The organism is Blastococcus sp. SYSU DS0669, from assembly GCF_054050895.1.
This window is the reverse complement of the sequence record NZ_JBJHAE010000005.1, coordinates 87,036-106,306: the sequence shown is the minus strand read 5'-3', so window position 1 is coordinate 106,306 and position 19,271 is coordinate 87,036. Positions and strand designations below refer to the sequence as shown.

23 protein-coding genes are annotated in these 19,271 nt (G+C 75.4%); 12 read left to right on the top strand and 11 right to left on the bottom strand.

The features are described 5' to 3' along the window. Window positions 1-11 precede the first annotated feature (11 nt). Both ACI792_RS07880 and ACI792_RS07875 read left to right on the top strand, forming a co-directional pair. The gene (locus tag ACI792_RS07880; RefSeq protein WP_456602108.1) at window positions 12-506 is read left to right on the top strand and encodes an N-acetyltransferase family protein; all 495 of its coding nucleotides are present in this window, start codon (window positions 12-14) and stop codon (window positions 504-506) included. Window positions 507-516: 10 nt separating this feature from the next. Then, the gene (locus ACI792_RS07875) at window positions 517-1,299 is read left to right on the top strand and encodes an HAD-IIA family hydrolase (protein WP_456602107.1); all 783 of its coding nucleotides are present in this window, start codon (window positions 517-519) and stop codon (window positions 1,297-1,299) included. 16 nt (window positions 1,300-1,315) lie between these two features. Here the strand turns inward: ACI792_RS07875 and ACI792_RS07870 are convergent, their stop codons facing one another. Further along, the gene (locus tag ACI792_RS07870) at window positions 1,316-1,798 is read right to left on the bottom strand and encodes a hypothetical protein (RefSeq protein ID WP_456602106.1); all 483 of its coding nucleotides are present in this window, start codon (window positions 1,796-1,798) and stop codon (window positions 1,316-1,318) included. An 88-nt stretch (window positions 1,799-1,886) separates the two neighbouring features. Here ACI792_RS07870 and ACI792_RS07865 point away from each other — a divergent pair, with 88 nt between their 5' ends. Together ACI792_RS07865 and ACI792_RS07860 are read left to right on the top strand one after the other, a co-directional pair. Beyond that, window positions 1,887-2,912, top strand: a complete 1,026-nt coding sequence (locus tag ACI792_RS07865) for a diacylglycerol/lipid kinase family protein (RefSeq protein ID WP_456602105.1) — start codon at window positions 1,887-1,889, stop codon at window positions 2,910-2,912. 281 nt (window positions 2,913-3,193) lie between these two features. Further along, window positions 3,194-3,445 carry a WhiB family transcriptional regulator gene (locus tag ACI792_RS07860; protein ID WP_456602104.1) on the top strand — a complete coding sequence of 84 codons (252 nt, stop codon included), beginning with the start codon at window positions 3,194-3,196 and terminating at the stop codon, window positions 3,443-3,445. 126 nt (window positions 3,446-3,571) lie between these two features. On the opposite strand, the gene ACI792_RS07855 is transcribed toward ACI792_RS07860, so the two are convergent. Then, window positions 3,572-5,053, bottom strand: coding sequence for a sensor histidine kinase (locus ACI792_RS07855; RefSeq protein WP_456602103.1), 1,482 nt, complete (start codon window positions 5,051-5,053; stop codon window positions 3,572-3,574). An 81-nt stretch (window positions 5,054-5,134) separates the two neighbouring features. Here ACI792_RS07855 and ACI792_RS07850 point away from each other — a divergent pair, with 81 nt between their 5' ends. After that, window positions 5,135-5,632, top strand: a complete 498-nt coding sequence (locus tag ACI792_RS07850) for a GNAT family N-acetyltransferase (RefSeq protein WP_456602102.1) — start codon at window positions 5,135-5,137, stop codon at window positions 5,630-5,632. Between the two features lie 58 nt (window positions 5,633-5,690). Here ACI792_RS07850 and ACI792_RS07845 read toward each other — a convergent pair whose 3' ends face one another. Both ACI792_RS07845 and ACI792_RS07840 read right to left on the bottom strand, forming a co-directional pair. Further along, window positions 5,691-5,915, bottom strand: coding sequence for a biotin/lipoyl-binding carrier protein (locus ACI792_RS07845; RefSeq protein ID WP_456602101.1), 225 nt, complete (start codon window positions 5,913-5,915; stop codon window positions 5,691-5,693). Between the two features lie 57 nt (window positions 5,916-5,972). Further along, window positions 5,973-7,022 carry a biotin carboxylase N-terminal domain-containing protein gene (locus ACI792_RS07840; RefSeq protein WP_456602100.1) on the bottom strand — a complete coding sequence of 350 codons (1,050 nt, stop codon included), beginning with the start codon at window positions 7,020-7,022 and terminating at the stop codon, window positions 5,973-5,975. A gap of 173 nt (window positions 7,023-7,195) precedes the next feature. Between ACI792_RS07840 and ACI792_RS07835 the strand changes: the two genes are divergently transcribed. Continuing rightward, window positions 7,196-7,270: a 50S ribosomal protein bL37 gene (locus tag ACI792_RS07835; RefSeq protein WP_014377707.1), complete on the top strand. Its 75-nt coding sequence runs from the start codon at window positions 7,196-7,198 to the stop codon at window positions 7,268-7,270. 110 nt (window positions 7,271-7,380) lie between these two features. Here ACI792_RS07835 and rsrA read toward each other — a convergent pair whose 3' ends face one another. Together rsrA and ACI792_RS07825 are read right to left on the bottom strand one after the other, a co-directional pair. Continuing rightward, window positions 7,381-7,719 carry a mycothiol system anti-sigma-R factor gene (gene rsrA, locus ACI792_RS07830; RefSeq protein ID WP_456602099.1) on the bottom strand — a complete coding sequence of 113 codons (339 nt, stop codon included), beginning with the start codon at window positions 7,717-7,719 and terminating at the stop codon, window positions 7,381-7,383. Beyond that, a complete protein-coding gene (locus tag ACI792_RS07825; protein WP_456579217.1) occupies window positions 7,716-8,411 on the bottom strand; it encodes a sigma-70 family RNA polymerase sigma factor in 696 nt (231 codons plus the stop codon). Before ACI792_RS07825 ends, rsrA begins: the two co-directional genes overlap by 4 nt. A 196-nt stretch (window positions 8,412-8,607) precedes the next feature. Here ACI792_RS07825 and ybaK point away from each other — a divergent pair, with 196 nt between their 5' ends. Then, window positions 8,608-9,081, top strand: a complete 474-nt coding sequence (gene ybaK, locus ACI792_RS07820) for a Cys-tRNA(Pro) deacylase (RefSeq protein WP_456602098.1) — start codon at window positions 8,608-8,610, stop codon at window positions 9,079-9,081. A gap of 2 nt (window positions 9,082-9,083) precedes the next feature. On the opposite strand, the gene ACI792_RS07815 is transcribed toward ybaK, so the two are convergent. Together ACI792_RS07815 and ACI792_RS07810 are read right to left on the bottom strand one after the other, a co-directional pair. Further along, the gene (locus ACI792_RS07815) at window positions 9,084-10,637 is read right to left on the bottom strand and encodes a fused MFS/spermidine synthase (RefSeq protein ID WP_456602097.1); all 1,554 of its coding nucleotides are present in this window, start codon (window positions 10,635-10,637) and stop codon (window positions 9,084-9,086) included. A 1-nt stretch (window position 10,638) separates the two neighbouring features. Then, window positions 10,639-11,385, bottom strand: a complete 747-nt coding sequence (locus ACI792_RS07810; RefSeq protein ID WP_456579220.1) for an SOS response-associated peptidase — start codon at window positions 11,383-11,385, stop codon at window positions 10,639-10,641. A gap of 138 nt (window positions 11,386-11,523) precedes the next feature. On the opposite strand from ACI792_RS07810, the gene ACI792_RS07805 reads away from it, so the two are divergent. The 3 genes from ACI792_RS07805 to rsgA all read left to right on the top strand — a co-directional run bounded on the left by ACI792_RS07805 (window position 11,524) and on the right by rsgA (window position 15,392). Beyond that, window positions 11,524-12,987 carry an NAD-dependent succinate-semialdehyde dehydrogenase gene (locus tag ACI792_RS07805; protein WP_456602096.1) on the top strand — a complete coding sequence of 488 codons (1,464 nt, stop codon included), beginning with the start codon at window positions 11,524-11,526 and terminating at the stop codon, window positions 12,985-12,987. A gap of 108 nt (window positions 12,988-13,095) precedes the next feature. Beyond that, a complete protein-coding gene (gene aroA / locus ACI792_RS07800; RefSeq protein WP_456602095.1) occupies window positions 13,096-14,376 on the top strand; it encodes a 3-phosphoshikimate 1-carboxyvinyltransferase in 1,281 nt (426 codons plus the stop codon). Between the two features lie 23 nt (window positions 14,377-14,399). Then, complete coding sequence (gene rsgA / locus ACI792_RS07795) at window positions 14,400-15,392, top strand: ribosome small subunit-dependent GTPase A (protein WP_456602094.1); 993 nt, start codon at window positions 14,400-14,402, stop codon at window positions 15,390-15,392. Window positions 15,393-15,489: 97 nt separating this feature from the next. Here rsgA and ACI792_RS07790 read toward each other — a convergent pair whose 3' ends face one another. After that, window positions 15,490-16,203: a hypothetical protein gene (locus tag ACI792_RS07790; protein ID WP_456602093.1), complete on the bottom strand. Its 714-nt coding sequence runs from the start codon at window positions 16,201-16,203 to the stop codon at window positions 15,490-15,492. A gap of 87 nt (window positions 16,204-16,290) precedes the next feature. Then, window positions 16,291-16,827, bottom strand: a complete 537-nt coding sequence (locus ACI792_RS07785) for a DUF2087 domain-containing protein (RefSeq protein ID WP_456579225.1) — start codon at window positions 16,825-16,827, stop codon at window positions 16,291-16,293. 53 nt (window positions 16,828-16,880) lie between these two features. Between ACI792_RS07785 and ACI792_RS07780 the strand changes: the two genes are divergently transcribed. Both ACI792_RS07780 and hisN read left to right on the top strand, forming a co-directional pair. Continuing rightward, on the top strand, window positions 16,881-17,063 hold the full coding sequence (locus tag ACI792_RS07780; protein WP_456602092.1) for a DUF2795 domain-containing protein: 183 nt from the start codon (window positions 16,881-16,883) through the stop codon (window positions 17,061-17,063). A 52-nt stretch (window positions 17,064-17,115) separates the two neighbouring features. Continuing rightward, window positions 17,116-17,925: a histidinol-phosphatase gene (gene hisN / locus ACI792_RS07775; protein WP_456602091.1), complete on the top strand. Its 810-nt coding sequence runs from the start codon at window positions 17,116-17,118 to the stop codon at window positions 17,923-17,925. On the opposite strand, the gene ACI792_RS07770 is transcribed toward hisN, so the two are convergent. Further along, window positions 17,926-19,269 carry an FGGY family carbohydrate kinase gene (locus ACI792_RS07770; RefSeq protein ID WP_456602090.1) on the bottom strand — a complete coding sequence of 448 codons (1,344 nt, stop codon included), beginning with the start codon at window positions 19,267-19,269 and terminating at the stop codon, window positions 17,926-17,928. Window positions 19,270-19,271 lie beyond the last annotated feature (2 nt).

Genomic DNA, 19,271 nt, shown 5'->3' with positions numbered 1-19,271 from the left:
CGGGGGCTGTCGTGAGCGTGCGGCCGATCCGACCCGAGGACGTGCCCGCCGTCGTCGGCCTGGTGCGGGAGCTCGCCGAGTACGAGAAGGCCCTGCACGAGGTGCGGCTCACCGAGGAGCAGCTCACCGCCTGCCTTTTCGGCGACTCCCCCGCCCTCTTCGGCCACGTCGCCGAGGTCGGGGGCGAGGTGGTCGGCACCGCGCTGTGGTTCCTCAACTTCTCGACCTGGCGGGGCACCCACGGCATCTACCTCGAGGACCTCTACGTGCAGCCCCGGCACCGGGGCACGGGCCTCGGCAGGGAGCTGCTGCGGACGCTCGCCCAGGTCTGCGTCGACCGCGGCTACTCGCGGCTGGAGTGGTCCGTCCTGGACTGGAACACCCCGTCGATCGCGTTCTACGCGGCCGCCGGCGCCGTCCCCATGGACGAGTGGACCGTCTTCCGCCTGACCGACGACGCGCTCGCGTCGTTCGCCTCGGATGACCGATCGGGACCGCGCCGCTAGCGTTCTCCCCGTGACCACCGAGCGCGGACCGATCGAGTGCTGGCTGACCGACATGGACGGCGTCCTCGTCCACGAGGGGAACGCCCTGCCCGGGGCCAAGGAGTTCCTCGACCGGCTGGTCGAGCGGCGGCGGCGCTTCCTCGTCCTGACCAACAACTCCATCTTCACGCCGCGCGACCTGGCGGCCCGGCTGAGCCGCAGCGGCCTGCTGGTCCCCGAGCAGGCGATCTGGACCTCGGCGCTGGCGACGGCGGACTTCCTCACCACGCAGCTGCCGGGCGGCTCGGCGTACGTCATCGGTGAGGCCGGGCTCACCACGGCGCTCTACGAGGCGGGCTACACCCTCACCGACACCGACCCCGACTACGTCGTCCTCGGCGAGACGCGCACGTACTCCTTCGAGGCGATCACCCGGGCGATCCGGCTGGTGGGCAACGGCGCCCGGTTCATCGCGACCAACCCCGACGTCACCGGCCCCTCCCCCGAGGGCCCGCTCCCGGCGACCGGTTCGGTGGCCGCGATGATCACCGCGGCGACCGGCGCGAAGCCCTACTTCGTCGGGAAGCCCAACCCGATGATGTTCCGGAGCGCGATGAACCGGATCGAGGCCCATTCGGAGTCCACGATGATGATCGGGGACCGGATGGACACCGACGTCGTCGCCGGCATCGAGGCCGGCCTGGAGACGGTGCTGGTGCTCTCCGGCTCCACCGCGGCGAGCGAGGTCAGCCGCTTCCCGTTCCGGCCGAGCCGGGTCTGCGACTCGATCGCCGACGTGATCGACCTGGTGTGAGCGGGCCGGTCCTCGCTCAGCTGTCCTCGTAGGCCAGCCGCGAGTCGGGGGCGGCCAGCAGGTAGAGCACCGCGACCACCATCGCGAGGATCGGCAGCCCGATCAGCGGCTGCTGGGCCGAGAAGGCGAAGGTGAAGCCGGTCAGCCCCAGGAACAGCTGCAGGGCGATCACCGGCGCGCGGGCCCAGGCAGCCACCCGCCAGAGCCCGCGCGCGCCGGCGAGGAGCACCCCCGCGGCCAGCGTCGCCAGCACCACCTCGGCGAGGGCCCGGGCGACGCTGTCCGGGTCGCCGGTCAGCGTGAGGTAGAGCAGCACCAGCGCGAGGACGCCGAGGATCGCCCCCTCCAGGGCCACCACGAGCGCCGCCCGGCGCAACGACGGCGGCGCGTGCGTCACCGGCCCGGCGGGGCGCGGCGCGGGCTGCGCCGCCGTGGCGCCGAACAGCCGGTCGGCGAGGCGACGGGGCGGCGGGGTGGGCGTGCCGCAGTCCTCGGTCACGACGGCGAGACTACGCGGCCGGCCGTCCCCCCCGGTCCGCACCGGCTCCCTCCCCCGTGCGCCGCGACCCGCTGGTTAGCCTGGCGGCATGCGCGCGCTCGTGGTGGTCAACCCTGCGGCGACGACGACCACCGCCAAGACGCGCAACGTGCTGGTGGGCGCGCTGGCCAGCGAGCTCAAGGTCGACGTCGCCGAGACCACGCACCGCGGGCACGGCCGGGAACTCGGCGCCCGGGCCACCGCCGACGGCATCGACGTGGTCGTCGCGCTGGGCGGCGACGGCACCGTCAACGAGGTGGTCGACGGCCTGCTCGCCGACGGACCCGGACCGGGTGTGCCCGCGCTGGCCGTGGTGCCCGGCGGGTCGACCAACGTCTTCTCCCGGGCGCTGGGCCGCTCGCGGGACCCGGTGGAGGCGACGGCGGAGATCCTCGCCTCGTTGCGCGCGGGGCGGACCCGCTCGGTGTCGCTCGGCACCGCGAGCGCCACCGGCACCAGCACCGCGGCGGTGACCGGGGTCGCGCCGGCGGCGGCCGAGGCGGTCGCCCGGGCCGAGGCCGACGCCGACGGCCCGGGGTGGAGCGCCCCCCGGTGGTTCGTGTTCGCCGCCGGCTTCGGGTTCGACGCCGAGGTGATCGCCCGGGTCGAGGCCCACCGGTCCCGGGGGCGGCGGTCGACCGGCGCGCTGTACGTCCGGGAGGGGACGAACGCGTTCCTCTTCGGCCGGGAGCGGCGCCGCCCGGCCATGACCGTCCACGTGCCGGGAGAACCGCCCGTCGAAGGGCTGTTCCTCTGCCTGGTGTCCAACGTCAGCCCCTGGACCTACCTGGGCGCCCGGCCGGTGAACCCGACGCCGCAGGCGTCCTTCGACAGCGGGCTGGACGTCTTCGCCCTCGGCCGCACCACCACCGGGCGGATGCTGCGCGCCCTGCGCCAGACCATGCGCCCGGAGCCGGACCTGCGTGGGCGCGGCCTGCACCGGTGGCACGACCTCCAGCAGCTCACCGTGACCGCCGTCCGGCCGCAGGGATGGCAGGTCGACGGCGACCACCTGGGAACCGCCACGGGGGTCCGGATCCGGAACGTCCCCGACGCGCTGCGCGTCATCGCGTGACACACCTTTCTTGAGCATCCGCGCGACGTTTTCCTCCTGCCGGGTGGCGGGCCTAGCACGGCCGTGGTGAGGTTGCTCACGCGGGGGTCAGCGTCGACCCCGAATCGCTTGACAGGCGTCCGGCACGTGAAAACATCGCTGCTGGAACGCAACCTGCCGGTAACAAAGCAGATAGTCGCTGCCGCCGTGGCGCTGGGTGACCGGTGTGGGGCTCGGCGATGGCCGACCGAGCACATGCGACTGACGTACCGACCGCAGACGACATCGAGGAGTACAACGCCATGGACTGGCGCCACCGCGCGCTCTGCCGGGACGAGGACCCGGAGCTGTTCTTCCCGATCGGGACGACCGGCCCCGCGCTCGTCCAGATCGAGCAGGCCAAGGCCGTGTGCCAGCGCTGCCCGGTGGTCTCGTCGTGCCTGGACTGGGCCCTGCGCTCCGGCCAGGACTCCGGTGTCTGGGGTGGGCTCTCCGAGGACGAGCGGCGCGCGCTGAAGCGGCGCCAGGCTCGCACCCGGGTCACCACCGCCTGACGACCGGGCACGACCGCGCCGCCGGCACACCCGGCGGCGACCGCACCACCGCTGTCGCACCGACCGCCACGAGGCCGGTCCGGGACCTCCCGGGCCGGCCTCGGCGGCGTCCGGGGCCGGTGCGGGTCAGCGGCGCGGCCAGGCGCTCCCGGGCAGCGTCAGCACGACCTCGGTACCCGACCGGCCCTCCAGCGGGCCCATCGCCAGGCTCCCGCCCAGCTCGCTGATGACCAGTGTGCGGACGATCTGCAGGCCCAGCCCGTCGCTCGCCGCGGGGTCGAAGTCGGGGGGCAGCCCCTGGCCGTCGTCGCGGACCAGCACCCGCAGGTCGTCCCCGTCCCGCTCGGCGACCAGCTCGATCACGCCCAGCTCCCCCTCGGGGAAGGCGTGCTCCGCCGCGTTGTGCAGCAGCTCGGTCACCGCGAGGACCAGCGGGGTCGCCGCCACCGCGGGGAGCTCCCCGAACGAGCCGGTCCGCCGCGTGCGGGCCGCCGGCCCCACGCTCGTCAGGTCGCCGAGCATCGGGAGCACCTGGTCCAGGACGTCGTCGACGTCGACGACGTCCTCCCGGCTGCCCGCGAGGGTCTCGTGGACCACGGCGATCGAGGTCACCCGGCGCACCGACTCCTCCAGCGCCGCCCGGGCCGCGGGCTCGGTCATCCTGCGGGCCTGCAGACGCAGCAGCGCCGCGACCGTCTGCAGGTTGTTCTTCACCCGGTGGTGGATCTCCCGGATGGTCGCGTCCTTGGTGAGCAGCGCCCGGTCCCGCCGCCGCACGTCGGTCACGTCGCGGACCAGCACCAGCGCGCCGTGCTCGGCGCCGGGTGGCTCCAGCGGCAGGGCCCGCAGCAGCAGCGTCGCGCTGGCGCCCTCGACGTCCACGGGGTCGAGGTGGCGCCCGCCGAGCGCCGCGGTGATGCCCGCGGCCGCCGCCTCCCCCGCGACGCGGTCGGTGACCGCGCGGCACGTCACCTCCGCGAGGACGGCCCCGGCGAGGTCGCCGACCACGCCGATGCGGCGGTACGCGGAGAGGGCGTTCGGGCTGGCATAGGTCACCCGCCCGGCCTTGTCCAGGCGGACCAGCCCGTCCCCGACGCGCGGGCTCATCTCCGCGTCCTGCAGCTTGGCCGGCGGGAAGGTCCCCGCCGACACCATGAGGCAGAGGTCGGCGGCGATGTCGAGGTAGGTGAGCTCGAGCGTGGACGGCGACCTCGTCACCGCGAGGTTGGTCTCCTTGGCCAGCACCGCGACGCCGACGCCCTCGTGCCGCACCGGGATGACCTCGCGGCGGCGCGGCGTGGGGCCCGACCAGTCGGGGTCCCCGTCGGTCACTGGCCGGCCCTCGCGGAGCGCCACGACGAACGGGCCCGCGGTCTCGGCGCCCACCTCGACGCCGACCATGTCCTCCGGCCGGCTGGTCGGTGCGGTGAGCGGCCGGACCTGGGCCACGCACCACCACGACCCCGAGGACAGCGGCACCCACAGCGTGAGGTCGGCGAAGGCCAGGTCGGCGAGCAGTTGCCAGTCGGCCACCAGGCGCCGCGCGTGGTCGATCTTCGCGGGGCTCGACGCCGTTCCGCGGGTGAGGCGCTCGGAGAGGCTGCTCATGGTGGCCCGAGCCTAGGACGCGGCCCGGGCCCCGCCCCCGGCGGGCGAGGGGGACGCCGTCCGGTCCCTAGCCTGGTGCCCGTGCTCTCCCTCCCCGCCGTGCGCATCGAGCCGGCCGTCCCCGCCGACCACGACCGGATCGCCGCGCTGACCGTGCAGGTATACGTCGACGGCGGGCTGGCGTCGGCGGGCTACGCGGCCGAACTGGCCGACGTCGCCGGTCGCGCCCGGGTGGCCGACCTGCTGGTCGCCCGGGACGGGGCCGGCCGGCTGGTCGGCAGCGTGGCGTTCGTGCCGGGCGGCGAGTTCGGCGAGGTGCTCGAGTCCCCCGACGAGGCCGGATTCCGCATGCTGGTGGTCGACCCGCGGGCGCAGGGGCGCGGGGTCGGCGCGGCTCTGGTGGAGGAGTGCCTCGCCCGGGCCCGCGCGGCCGGCCGGCGGCGCGTGGTCATCTCCACCGGCACCCGCATGACCGCGGCGCACCGGCTGTACGAGCGGCTGGGCTTCACCCGCCTGCCGGAGCGGGACTGGACGCCCGTCCCCGGCATCGACCTGCTGGTCTACGCCCGCGAGGTGTGAGGCCCCGTCCAGGGGACCGGTCCCGAGCCTGCGAGGGGTGGAGGGACGGGGTCCTTCCTCAGGACTGGGCGACGATCGCGATGAGGTCGCCCTCCTGCAGCACCTCGCCCTCCACCACGTGGAGCTCCTGCACGGTGCCCGCGTGCTCGCTGAGCACGGGGATCTCCATCTTCATGGACTCCAGGATCACCAGCGTGTCACCGGCGGACACCTGCGCACCGGGCTGCACGAGCACCTTCCAGACACTGGAGACCATCTCCGCGTGGATCTCCTCCACCGCCACCGGTACCTCCCGCGCCCGTTCGACCGTGAGGGCCCATCCAAGCACGCGGCGCGGACGTCAGGACGCCGGGACGGCACGACCCTCGGCGAGCCGGCTGAGCACCGCGCACACCTCCGACCCGTCGTGCGGCACGCCGGTCTCCGGCAGACCGGAGAGCGCCGACCGGACGAGGCCGGCGGCCGCGGCCACGTCGTCCGCCCCGGCGCTGACGGTGGCCAGCAACGCGTCGTACCAGCCGTCCAGCCGGTCGCCGGGGTCGTAGCCGCTGACCGCGGCGAGTTCGGCACCGCCCTCGGCCACCGGGGCCCGGCCGGATCCCGGAAGGCGACCGCTGATCCGCCCGGCGGTCCCCGGCGGCAGCGTGGACCGCAGCTGCGCGACCACCGCCGCCCGGGGCGCGGGGCGGGCGTCGGGGCCCGGGTCGTCGTCCCGGGGGCCGGCCGCGCTGCGCAGCGCGAGCTCGACGGCGTCCACGCCGTGCGACCGCTCGAGCACCGCCATGTCCAGCGAGAAGCCGGCGGCGACCTCGGCCAGCTCGCCGTCGGGCGCGATCCCGACGGTGACCGGCCCCCGCCAGCCGACCTCGGCGAGGCGGTGCGCCGCCACCGGGAGCCGGCCGGGCTCGCGGGGGGTCCAGGACACCCGCGCGATGCCCGCGGCGCGGTCCCGGGCCACCGGGGTGGTGAACCGCAACCCTTCGGCGGTCACCCAGGCCAGGAAGCCGCGCTCGCTGGCCGGCTCCACGCCGTCCCCGCCCAGCCGCTCGAGAACCTCCGGGTCGGGGCCGGCCCAGCGCAGCCCCGCACCGATGACCGCGCCGGCCAGGCGGGCGTTGCCGGCGAGCGCCGGCGGAACGGGCAGCACCGTGTCCGCGCCGCGGCGCCGGGCCGCCTCGACGATGCGGTCGACGGCCAGGTAGGACTCCGCGGCCGGCGCGGGACCCAGCAGCACACCGTCGTCGGCCAGGCGGACGTGCCGGGCCGAGCGCTCCGTCTCGCTGTGCACCGCCACGGCCTTGAGACCGAGCCGCTGGCACGCGCGGATCGCGGCGCACCCCGCCGGCCCCCGTCCGGCGACGAGGACGGTCTCGATCCCCAGCTGCGGCACTGCTGCTCCTCCTGCGCTCGCCCTGCCCGGCGCACGGCCGGGACCTCCCGTGAGAGGCTTGTCGGGTCAGCTTGGCGGGTCCATCGGCGCCGCGCACCCCGCGTGCGCCGGTCACGGGCCCCGCACCGATCCTGGGCCGCCCGGCCCACCAGCAGTATGAGAGGAGGGCAGCGATGTCCAAGCGCGGACGCAAGCGTCGCTCCCGCAAGGGGAACAAGGCCAACCACGGCAAGCGCCCCAACGCCTGAAAGGACCCCCTGCCCCCCGTCGCTCGCACGCTCGCGCCGGGACCCTGCAGGGGGCCATGTGCCAGAGGCCCAGAACCCGTCGGGTTCTGGGCCTCTGGCGTCTGCAGGTGCTAGGCGATCGGGCGCTCCTGCGAGCGCTCGATCGTCAACCGCTCGACGCTGACCTGGGTGCCGTCCTCCTCGAAGGAGACGCTGGTCAGCTGCATCTTGATCCGGTCCCGAAGGCCCGTCGGCGGCTTGTCGCCCCCGCACCGCCGGCGCACCAGCGCCTTGAACTCCTGCTCGATGCCGAACTGGCGCAGGCAGGGGGAGCACTCGTCGAGGTGCTCGGCGATGACGCCACGGCGCTCGTCGGAGGTCTCGTGGTCGAGGAACTCGAAGACGTGGGTGAGGACGTCGTCGCACGAGTTGATGTCGAGGGGCTCGCCGGCCCCGTGCTCGTCGCTCACGGGCGGGTCGCCTCCTCACCGGCCCCGGCGCGGACGAATCCGCGCTCGCGGGCGTAGTCGGCCAGCAGCTTCTGCAGCCCGCGTCGACCGCGGTGCAGCCGGGACATCACCGTGCCGATGGGCGTGCCCATGATCTCGGCGATCTCCTTGTAGGCGAAGCCCTCGACGTCGGCCAGGTAGACCGCCAGCCGGAAGTCCTCCGGGAGCTGCTGCAGCGCTTCCTTGATGTCGGAGTCGGGCAGGTGGTCCAGCGCCTCGATCTCGGCCGACCGCAGGCCGGAGGAGGTGTGCTCCTCGGCGGCGTACAGCTGCCAGTCCTGCACCTGGTCGGTGGGGTACTGCTGCGGCTGCCGCTGCTTCTTGCGGTAGCTGTTGATGTAGGTGTTCGTGAGGATCCGGTACAGCCACGCCTTGAGGTTCGTGCCCTCGGCGAACTGGTGGAACGCGGAGTAGGCCTTGACGAACGTCTCCTGCACCAGGTCCTCGGCGTCGGCCGGGTTGCGGGTCATCCGCAGGGCCGCCGGGTAGAGCTGGTCCAGGAAGGGCAGCGCGTCCCGCTCGAACCGGGCGTCCCGCTCGGCGCGGGTCTCGGCGAGCTCGGTGCGGCTGCCGCCCTCCCGCGCCTCCGGCACCTCCGCCGGGGTCACCTCGGGCAGCTGACCGGTGTTCTCGACCGCGGACTCCTCAGGCACCGACCGTCCTCTCTGGGGCCCCCGGACGCGGGGCGCCACATCGGTCGATCCTAGCCGCGCGGCGTCCGGACGGCCCGGGGGACGTCGGTGCGCGGCCCTGGCGCGAGGGGGGGAGAGGGTGCTGCTCACGGCCGGTCCAACGGCGCCGCCCGCCGACCGCATTCCCGGGCGACGGATCTCGCTAGGCTCCCCCGCCGTGGCGGCAACCCCGGCGGTGCGGGTCCTCGAGCAGGCGAAGGTGGCCCACTCCCTGCACCCCTACGACCCTGAGCACCCGTCGGACCAGGGGCACGGCGAGGCGGCGGTGGCCGCGCTGGGCGCCGATCCCCACCAGGTGTTCAAGACGCTGGTCACCCGCGTCGACGGCGCGCTCACCGTGGCGGTCGTGCCGGTCAGCGGCACCCTGGACCTCAAGGCGCTGGCGGCGGCCGCCGGCGGGCGGAGAGCAGCGATGGCCGAGCCGGCCGACGCGGAGCGCGCCACCGGCTACGTGCTGGGCGGCATCAGCCCGCTGGGCCAGCGCAAGCTGCTGCCCACCGTGGTGGACTCCTCGGCGCTGGACTTCCCCACCGTGCTGGTCAGCGCCGGCAAGCGCGGGCTGCAGCTGGAGCTGCCCCCGGCCGAGCTGGTGCGCCTGACCCGGGCCCGGACGGCTGCGATCGGGCGCTGAGCTCAGGGCGCGCCGTACGGCGTGAGGAGCTGGTCGACGGGGGCGAAGTCGTCGGTCAGCAGGGGGGCGTCACCGATGAAGCGGGTGAGCTCCTCCCCCTCGGCGACCTGCCAGACCAGCTCCCGGTCGCTCAGCGCCGCGGCTATCTCCTCCACCGGGAGGGGCTGCTGCGACGCCACCGCGATCACGTTGCCGCCGTCCTCCCCGGCCAGCACCGGCGCGCGGGCCAGCAGGGCCACGTGGCCGAACACCTCGCGCATCGTGGCCAGCTCCGCGCGGACGAAGGACAGCGGCGGGTGGTCGATCAGGTTGACCGCGTAGACACCGTCGTCGGCCAGCGCCCGGTCCACCAGCTCGAGCGCCTCCCGGGTCGTGAGCTGCCAGGGCACCGAGAGCCCGCCGAAGGCGTCCCCGACGACGAGGTCGCGCTCCCCCACCGGCTCCTCGGCGAGCCCCACCCGGCCGTCGGCCACCCGCACCTGCAGCTGCTCCGAGGTCTCCAGCCCGAGCTGCTCGCGGTCCATGTCCACCACCTCGGGGTCGACCTCGACCACGAGGCTCTCCGTCCCCGGCCGCACCTCGGCCAGGTACCGCGGCAGGGTGAGCCCACCACCGCCCACGTGCAGCGCCGAGACCGGCTCGCCCGGGGGGAAGGCGGCGTCGGCGACCGCGGCGATCGCCCGCACGTAGGCGAACTCCAGGTGGGTGGGGTCGGCGAGGTCGACGTAGGAGTGCCGCAGCGTGTCGAGCATCAGCACCCGGCCGGAGGGCCGCTCCGGATCGGCCACCACCCGCGCGCAGTGGTAGGCGGTCTCCTCCTCGCAGGGCGTGGGGGCGAGCGCGGCGAGGCCGCCCCCCACCACGGTCAGGACGAGCAGCCCGGCCGGAACGGTCCGGGGCCCGCCGCCGCGCCGCAGGACCACGCCCACCGCCAGCCCGGTGAGCACGGTGACCGCACCGGTGGCCACCAGGATGACGCTGCTCGGCAACAGCGCGACCAGCACGAATCCGGTGGCGAACGTCGCCGCGATGCCACCCAGCGTGCCGATGCCCGAGAGCCGGCCGACGACGGCGCCGGTCTCGTCGAGGCTGGCCAGCTGCAGCTTCACCACCATGGGCGGGACGGCCGACAGCAACGCCGCCGGCACGACCACCGCCACCGCGGCCAGCAGCAGCACCCCGCCCGCGTCGGCGCCGCTGAGCAGCGAGCCGGTGAAGCGGACCAGCGGCAGCACGGCCACGATGAGCGCGCCGCCGGCCACCAGCAGCGGCGCCAGCAGCCGGCGCGGGTCGGTCCGGTCGGCCGTCGCCCCGCCCAGCCACGCGCCGACGGCGATCGCCGCGAGGGCGAACCCGATCACCGCGGTGCTCGTCTGCACCGTGACGCCGACGTAGGGCGCGATCAGCCGGAGGCCGACGATCTCCAGCACCAGGACGGCGCCCGAGCTCAGGAAGGTCAGCGCCGCGGCCACCCACGCCGGGAGCGCACCGCCGGGCGGCGGGGCCGGCGGCGGTGCGTCGACCGGGGCGGTGGTACGGGCGTCGTCCGCTGCCACGTCAGAAGAGCGCGGGCTGGTCGGCGGGCGCGTCCACGCCGTCGGCACGCGCCAGCAGCTCAGGGCCGTTGTTGCGGACGCTGTTCACCGCCGGGCTCACCGGCCGCAGCTCCAGGCCCTCGACGAGCTCCGGTGGGGTGGGGCGGGCCAGCTCCGCGACGTCCTCGCGGGCCGGGTCCAGCCACTCGGCCCAGCGCTCCCGCGGCAGCACCAGCGGCATCCGGTCGTGGATCTCCGTGAGGGCACCGGTCGCCGGGGCGGTGACGACGGTGCAGGTGTAGAGCCGGTCCTCGCCGGTGCCCCAGACCTCCCAGAGCCCGGCCATGGCCAGCACCGAGCCGTCCTCGGGGGTGATGAAGTAGGGCTGCTTGGCCGGGGAGTCCAGGCGCTTGGCCCACTCGTACCAGCCGTCGGCCGGGACCAGGCACCGCCGGGAACGCGCCGCGCTGCGGAAGGCGGGCTTCTCCGTCAGCGACTCCGCCCGTGCGTTGAGCATCCGGTTGCCGACCGACACGTCCTTGGCCCACGAGGGGACCAGCCCCCAGCGCACCGACCGGAGCTCGCGGTGGCCACCGCCGGTGGGCACCCCCTCGGCGTCGCGCTCCCGGGCGTGCCGCACCACGTAGACGTCCTTGGTCGGCGCCACGTTGTAGTCGGCGGCCAGCGGGGGCTGCCCGCCGGCGGGGACCGCCTCGAACTCGAGGGCGAGGTCCTCGGGCTTGCGGCTGGCCGCGTAGCGACCGCACATGGCGCCTCCTCGAGGGCACGGGGCTGTTCCCCACGCACTCTAGGTGCGCCCACCGACGGGTCGGTGCCCGCGCGTGCGGGCGCGGTCCCCGGGTAGGGCCCACTGTCGCAACGCCCGACGAGAGACGAGGATCACCGCGTGACCGCGACGCAGACCCCACCGACCGACCACCCGAAGACCGCCAGCGACAGCGCCGACCGGCGCTACGCCACGGTCAACCCCTTCACCGGTGAGACGGAGAAGGAGTTCGACTTCACCCCGACCGAGGCCATCGACGGGATCGTCGAGCGCGCCCACGCCGCCTACCAGGAGTGGCGCCGGCGGCCGGTCGAGGAGCGCGCCGCCGTCGTCCGGCGCGCCGCCGAGCTCATGGACGAGCGCCGCGACGAGCTCGCCGCGCTCATCACGCAGGAGATGGGCAAGCGCCGGGACGAGGCCAGCGGCGAGCTCTACCTGTGCTCGATGATCCTCAAGTACTACGCCGACAACGGCCCCGGCTTCCTCGAGCCGACGTCCATCACGCCGCTGATGGGCAAGGGCGAGGCGGTCGTGGAGACCCAGCCGGTCGGGGTCCTGCTGGCCATCGAGCCGTGGAACTACCCCTTCTACCAGGTGGTCCGCGTCGCAGGCCCGAACCTGGTGCTGGGCAACACCGTCATCCTGAAGCACTCCGAGATCACCCCGCAGTGCGCGGTGGCGATCGAGCAGCTCTTCGCCGACGCCGGGGCCCCCGAAGGGGTCTTCACCAACACCTTCCTGCGCATCTCCGACGTCGAGCAGGTCATCGCCGACCCCCGCATCCAGGGCGTGACCCTGACCGGCAGCGAGCGGGCCGGCAGCGCCGTGGCCGCCCTGGCCGGCAAGCACCTGAAGAAGTCGGTGCTCGAGCTCGGCGGCAGCGACCCGTTCATCGTCCTCGACGCCGAGGACCTCGGCGCCACGATCAAGGCCGCCACCATGGGCCGGATGCAGAACACCGGTCAGGCGTGCACCGCCTCCAAGCGGCTCATCGTCACCGAGGAGCTCTACGAGCCCTTCGTCGAGGGCCTCAAGCAGGCCTTCTCCACGTTCTCCCCCGGCGACCCCGCCGACCCGTCGACGTCCCTGGCCCCGCTGTCCAGCGAGCGGGCCGCCCAGGACCTGCACGCGCAGATCCAGGACGCGATCGACAAGGGCGCCACCGTGGTCGCCGGCGGGAAGCGGCCCGAGCACCCGGGCGCGTTCGTCGAGGCGACGATCCTCACCGACGTCACCCCGGAGATGCGGGCCTACCACGAGGAGCTCTTCGGCCCCGCCGCCGTCGTCTACAAGGTGAAGGACGCCGAGGAGGCGGTCGAGCTGGCCAACTCCAGCGCCTACGGGCTGGGCGCCACCGTCATGAGCGGTGACCTGGACCGCGCCCGGTCGGTGGCGGACCGCCTCGAGGCCGGGATGGTGTGGATCAACCAGCCCACCGGCTCCTCCCCCGAGCTGCCCTTCGGCGGCGTGAAGCGCTCCGGCTACGGCCGCGAGCTCTCCGAGCTGGCCATGTTCGAGTTCGCCAACCGGCGGCTGGTCCGCACGGTGCCGGTGAAGAAGGCCGAGAAGCCGCAGGCCGGCTGAGAAAGGACCCCTGCCCCCCGCCACTCGCAAGCTCGCGGCGGGACCCTGCAGGGGGCCGTCGAACGGGGCCGGGTGGTGCGTTGCGGGCGACCGGGCAGGATGGTCCTCGTGACCGATGCCTGGGCGGCGCCGCACCACCCGTCCCCCGTCGACGCCGTCGTCACCCTGCCGGGGTCGAAGTCGCTGACCGCCCGCGCGCTCGTGCTGGCGGCGCTCGCCGACGGCCCGAGCCGGCTGGTGCGCCCGCTGCGGGCGCGCGACACCGATCTCATGGCCGCGGCGCTGCGGGCCCTCGGGGTGCGGGTCGACGACGACGGCGAGGACGTCGTCGTCACCCCCGGCACCCTGCGGGGCCCGGCCACGGTCGACGCCGGGCTCGCCGGCACGATCCTGCGGTTCCTGCCGCCGGTGGCGGCGCTGGCCGACGGCGCGGTCCGCGTGGACGGCGACCCGCGGCTGCACGAGCGGCCGAACGGCGGGCTGATCACCGCGCTGCGCGACCTGGGCGTGCGGGTCGACGACGACGGCCGCGGCCGCGCCCCGTTCACCGTGCACGGCACCGGCCGGGTGCGCGGCGGCCCGGTCGAGGTCGACGCCGGCGAGTCCTCGCAGATCGTCTCGGGGCTGCTGCTGGCCGCGGCCCGCTTCGACGAGGGCCTGGACCTCGCGCTGACCGGCGGGGTGCCCTCGATGCCGCACGTCGAGATGACGGTGGCCACGCTGCGCGAGCACGGCGTCGACGTCGCCGCCACCGACCGCGGCTGGCGCGTCGCGCCCGGGACCGTCGCCGCCCTCGACCGCGTCGTCGAGCCCGACCTCTCCAACGCCGCCCCGTTCCTCGCCGCGGCGCTGGTGACCGGCGGGCGGGTGACCGTGCGCGACTGGCCCGACGTCACCACCCAGCCGGGCGCCCACCTGGACCGGCTGCTCCCGGCGATGGGAGCCGAGGTGACCCGGACCCCCGAGGGCCTGCGGGTCACCGGCACCGGGGCGATCCGGCCGCTGGTCGCGGACCTGGGCGAGGTCGGAGAGCTCACCCCGGTGCTCGCGGCGCTGTGCGCGCTCGCCGACGGCCCGTCCCGGCTCACCGGGATCGCCCACCTGCGGGGGCACGAGACCGACCGCCTGCAGGCGCTCGACGAGGTCCTCACCGCCGTCGGCGCGCGGGTGCGGCAACTGCCCGACGGGCTGGAGATCGAGCCCGGGCCCCCGCGGGCCGCGGTGCTCGACTCCTACGCCGACCACCGCATGGTCATGGCCGCCGCCGTCCTCGGCCTGGCGGTCGAGGGCGTCGCGGTCACCGGCCCGGACGCGGTCACCAAGACCCTCCCCGACTTCCGGGAACGCTGGGCCGGCCTGCTGGGCGAGCCGATCGGGGCCCTCTCCTGAGCGCGCAGCGCGGGGCCCGGCGCATGGACGAGGACGACGTCCGGGTCAGGCCCAGCCCTCGCGGCTCGCGCCCGCGCACGCGCACCCGGCCCACGCACGCCGACGCCGTCCCCGGCCTGGTGATCGCGGTCGACCGCGGGCGGATGACGGTGCGGGTCGAGGGGCCCGACGGCGCGCCGGTCGACGTCACGGCGATGCGCGCCCGCGAGCTCGGCCGGCACGGCGTCGTCGTCGGCGACCGGGTGCGGGTGGTGGGCGACACCAGCGGGCGCACGGACACCCTCGCCCGGATCGTGGTCATCGAGGAGCGGGCGACGTCGCTGCGCCGCACCGCCGACGACACCGATCCCACCGAGCGCGTGGTCGTGGCCAACGCCGACCTGCTGGTCGTCGTCACCTCGGTCACCGACCCCGAGCCGGCTTACGGCTTCCTCGACCGCTGCCTGGTGGCCGCCTACGCCGGCGGGCTCGAGCCGCTGCTGTGCCTCACCAAGACCGACCTCGCGTCGGCGGAGCCGCTGCTGGACCGCTACGCCGGGCTGAGCCTGGACGCGGTGCCGATGTCCCGGGAGCTCCCGCTGGAGGACCTCGTCGGCCGGCTGCGCGACCGGATGAGCGTCTTCGTCGGCCAGTCCGGTGTCGGCAAGTCCACGCTGGTCAACCGGCTGGTGCCCGACGCGCTGCGGGCGACCGGCGACGTCAGCAAGATCGGCAAGGGCCGGCACACGTCGTCGTCGGCGGTGCTGTTCGACCTGCCCGGCGGCGGGACGGTCATCGACACCCCCGGCATCCGCTCCTTCGGCCTGGCCCACGTCACCGCCGACGACGTCCTCTCCGCCTTCGAGGACATCGCCGAGGCCGCGACCGAGTGCCCGCCCGGGTGCGGGCACACCGCCGAGGACCCGGACTGCGCGCTGGACGCCTGGGCGGCCGCGGGACCGCCCGCCCGGGAGCAGCAGCTGGCCGCCCTGCGGGTCCTGCTCGGCGCCGTGGGCCAGGTCGGCCCCGGCTACTGAAAGGACCCCGTCCCCCTCACCCCTCGCTCCGCTCGGCGCGAGCCTCCGGACGGGGCCGTTCCAGCACGGGCCCCTGAAGGCCGGCCGTTCCAGCACGTCACCAGCGCCGCCGGCGGGGCTCGACGAACAGGTCGTCGGCCATCGGCTCGTCGACCGCCTCGATCCGCAGGTCGTGGCCCCGTCCCGCGTTGTCGCCGCCGAGGGCCTCGGTCAGCACGCAGACGCCGGTCTGCACGTCCAGCCGCACCCGGTAGGCGCCCGGGTACTCGTCCAGGATGTGCTCCGGGTGGTCGCGGTACTCGTCCAGGTCCACCTCCCGCGAGCGGAGCAACGGGCAGCAGCCGCAGCGCGGCTCGTAGGCGTCGGTCGGCCGGACGACGGCCTCCCAGGCCGCCCGCCCGGCGTGCTCGACCTCCGCCAGGGACAGCACGTCCAGGGCAGCCACCAGCGCGTCGGTGTCCCGATCACGACCGTCGGCGAGCTCCGCCGGGTCGAGCATCGCCACCCAGTGGTAGTCCTGGTGCATCGGGTCGTCGAGGGCGTGGTCCCACGCCTCGCGCCGCTCCGCCACCAGCCCGTCCGGCCGGAGCCGGGGCCGCGGTTCCGCCTCCCGCGCCGGCTCCCGGACCACCTGCAGCGGCGCGCCGTCGACCGTCTCGACGCGGAGCAGGTCGGGACGGCGCAGCCACGCCCGGACGGCACCGGGCTTCCACCGGTCCTCAGGCCAGCTGACGGAGAACCGCAGCGTCGACCAGCGCCACGGTGAGGAGCGCGCGAGGGCGGCGAAGGTGTCGGGTGACGGGCGGAGCACCGGAGGAGTCTGCTGCCCGATCGGCTCCGGCGTCGAACGACTTGTCACCACCACCGCCTGTCGACCCGTCGAGGTGTCGACCGCGGGTCAGACCTCGACCCGGCCGCCGCTGCGCCAGTAGATCCCTGCCTCGCGGGTGAGGAACTGCTCGTCGACGAGGTACCGGCGCAGCGCCGCGACGTCCGGGTGCCAGACGGCGAGCAGCGCGTTGACCTCGCGCTCCGGGTAGCGCACCCCGGGTTCGAAGACCCGCACCAGGTGGTCGAGGACGACCAGCCGCTTGCTCCGCTGCGAGGGGATCGACACCAGTCGGCCGTCGCGCACGAACGCCGAGAGGACCGCGTCCTCCGCCGGGTCGTCCGACAGCGGCTGGGGTGCGGGCGCGGCCTCGGCGGCGGCCCGCGCGGCGGCGCCGAACCGCTCGGTGCGCAGCGCCAGGGCGTGGCCGTCGCGGTGCACCAGCCCCGCGCGCGCCAGCCGACGGGCCGCGAGCGCGACGTCCTTGAGCCCCAGCCCGGTGGCCTCGGCGACCTCCTCGATCGTGCCGGCGCCGAGCGCCAGGGCCGCGACCACCTTGAGCCGCACCGGGTCCGCGAGCAGCCCCGCGATCGTCGCCGCGTCCACGCCCCGACGGTAATCGGTGCATCGGCGGCGGACCGCCGGGTAGGGAGCGGGGCATGGTGAGCCCGATCGACATCCAGAAGGCCCTGGCCGGCATCGACTACCCCGCGAGCAAGGACGACATCGTCAAGCACGCCGAGCAGCACGGGGGCGACGGCGAGGTCGTGGACGCGCTCAGGAAGATCGAGGACCGCGAGTACGAAGGGCCCAGCGGGGTCAGTTCCGCCGTCTTCGACTGACGCACCGCTAGGTTGGGTGCCCATGACGTCGGGTCGGGGCTTCTCAGAGGACATGCGGCTGGCACACGTGCTGGCCGACCAGGCCGACTCGATCAGCATGGACAGGTTCAAGGCCCAGGACCTCACGGTCGACACCAAGCCCGACCTGACGCCGGTCACCGACGCCGACCGGGCCGTCGAGGAGCAGCTGCGCATCACGCTCGGCCGCGCACGCACCCGGGACGCGGTCCTCGGCGAGGAGTTCGGCACGACCGGCCACGGGTCGCGCCGGTGGGTGCTCGACCCGATCGACGGGACGAAGAACTTCGTCCGCGGGGTGCCGGTCTGGGCCACCCTCATCGCGCTCTTCGACGGCGACGAGGCGGTGGTCGGCCTGGTCTCGGCGCCCGCGCTGAACAAGCGGTGGTGGGCGGCCAAGGACGTCGGCGCCTGGACCGGGCGCCGGCTGGAGTCGGCCACCCGCTGCCGGGTGTCGGAGGTGTCGCAGCTCGGTGACGCGAGCCTCAGCTACTCCAGCCTCTCGGGCTGGGAGGAGCGCGGCGGGTTCGACGGCTTCCTCGACCTCACCCGCTCGGTGTGGCGCACCCGCGCCTACGGCGACTTCTGGAGCTACGTGCTGCTGGCCGAGGGCGCGGTCGACATCGCCTGCGAGCCCGAGGTGTCGCTGTGGGACCTGGCGGCGCTGGACGTGATCGTCCGGGAGGCCGGTGGCCGGTTCACCGACGTCACCGGCGTCCCCGGGCCCGCCGGCGGCAGCGCCCTGGCCACCAACGGCCGGCTGCACGACGCCGCCCTGGAGCGGCTGGGGCAGACCGAGACGGTCCACCAGCTGACCTCGTCCCCGCCGGTCCCGCCGTCCTGATCAGGCGCGGGACGGCTCCACCACCGGGCCGGCCACGCGTGCGGGGACGACATCCGCGCCGGCACCTCGGGCGGCCAGCAGCGCCGCGCCGACGGCCGACGCGCTGCGCAGGTGCAGCACGCGCACCGGGCGCCGCAGCTCGTCGGCGAGCAGCTGCTGCACGAGCCCGGTCCGGGCGCCGCCACCGGTGACCACCACCGGGACGCCGTCGTCGGGCGGCCCGAGCAGCGCCGTCGCGGCGCCCACCGCCCGGACGACGCCCTCGACCGCCGCCCGCGCCAGGTGCGCCCGCGTGGTCCCCGGGTGCAGGCCGTCCCACCCGGCCCGGTCCCCGGGCCCGGCCACGCCGCCGCGCTCGCCGGTGAGGAAGGGCCGGAAGACCGCACCTCCCGCGTCGGGCACCGACGCCGCGGCCGCGAACAGCTCCGGCCAGGAGAGGCCGAGGACGCCGCACACCCAGGCCCAGGCCGAGCCCCCGTTGCGCAGCGCCGCCATCGCGTACCAGCCGCCCTGCGCGTCGGCGTAGCCGTGCACCGCCGGCTCCTCGACCGGACGCGGGGACCAGTCCGGGCGCAGCACCTGCGCGCCGGTGCCCAGGTTCACCAGGAGCCCCGTGACCGTGCCCGCCGCGAGCAGGGCCAGCGGGGTGTCCGCCGCACCGACGACGACCGGCACCTCCCCGAGCGGCAGCGCCGCGACGCCCACCACCTCGCTGCCGGGCCGTACCGCGGGGAGCAGCCGCGGCGGCACCCCCGCGGCCGCGGTCGCCGAGGGCGACCAGCCGTCCGCGGGGACGTCCCAGAGCAGCGTCCCGGAGGCGTCGCTGCGGTCGGTGACCGGCGGGCTGCCCGGCAGGAGCCTGAGTCGCAGCGCGTCCTTGGGCAGCAGCACGACTGCGGCGCGGTCGAGGACCTCGGGCTCGTGGCGGGCGAGCCAGGCCAGCACCGGCCCGGTCATCCCCGGTACGAGCGGGTTGGCCAGCGCGGCGCGGTCGGCCGCGGGGAGCGCCCGCCAGGCGGCCAGCTCACCGCTCGCCCGGGCGTCCGGCCAGAGCACCGCCGGCCGCACCGGCGCACCGGCGGCGTCGACCAGCACGGTGCCGTGCATCTGGCCCGACAACCCCAGCGCCCGCACCCGCGCGCCCCCGAGCGCCGGGGCGAGCTCGGCGAGCGCCCGGTCCAGGGCGCGCCGCCACACCGCCACGTCGATCTCGGCGCGGTCCGGGGCCGGCCGGTCGTAGCCGTACGGGAACTCGGCCTCGGCCACCACCGCGCCGCCGTCGTCCAGCGCGACGAGCTTCAGCCCGCTGGTCCCGAGGTCCGCGCCGAGGAACACCCCGCCCACGG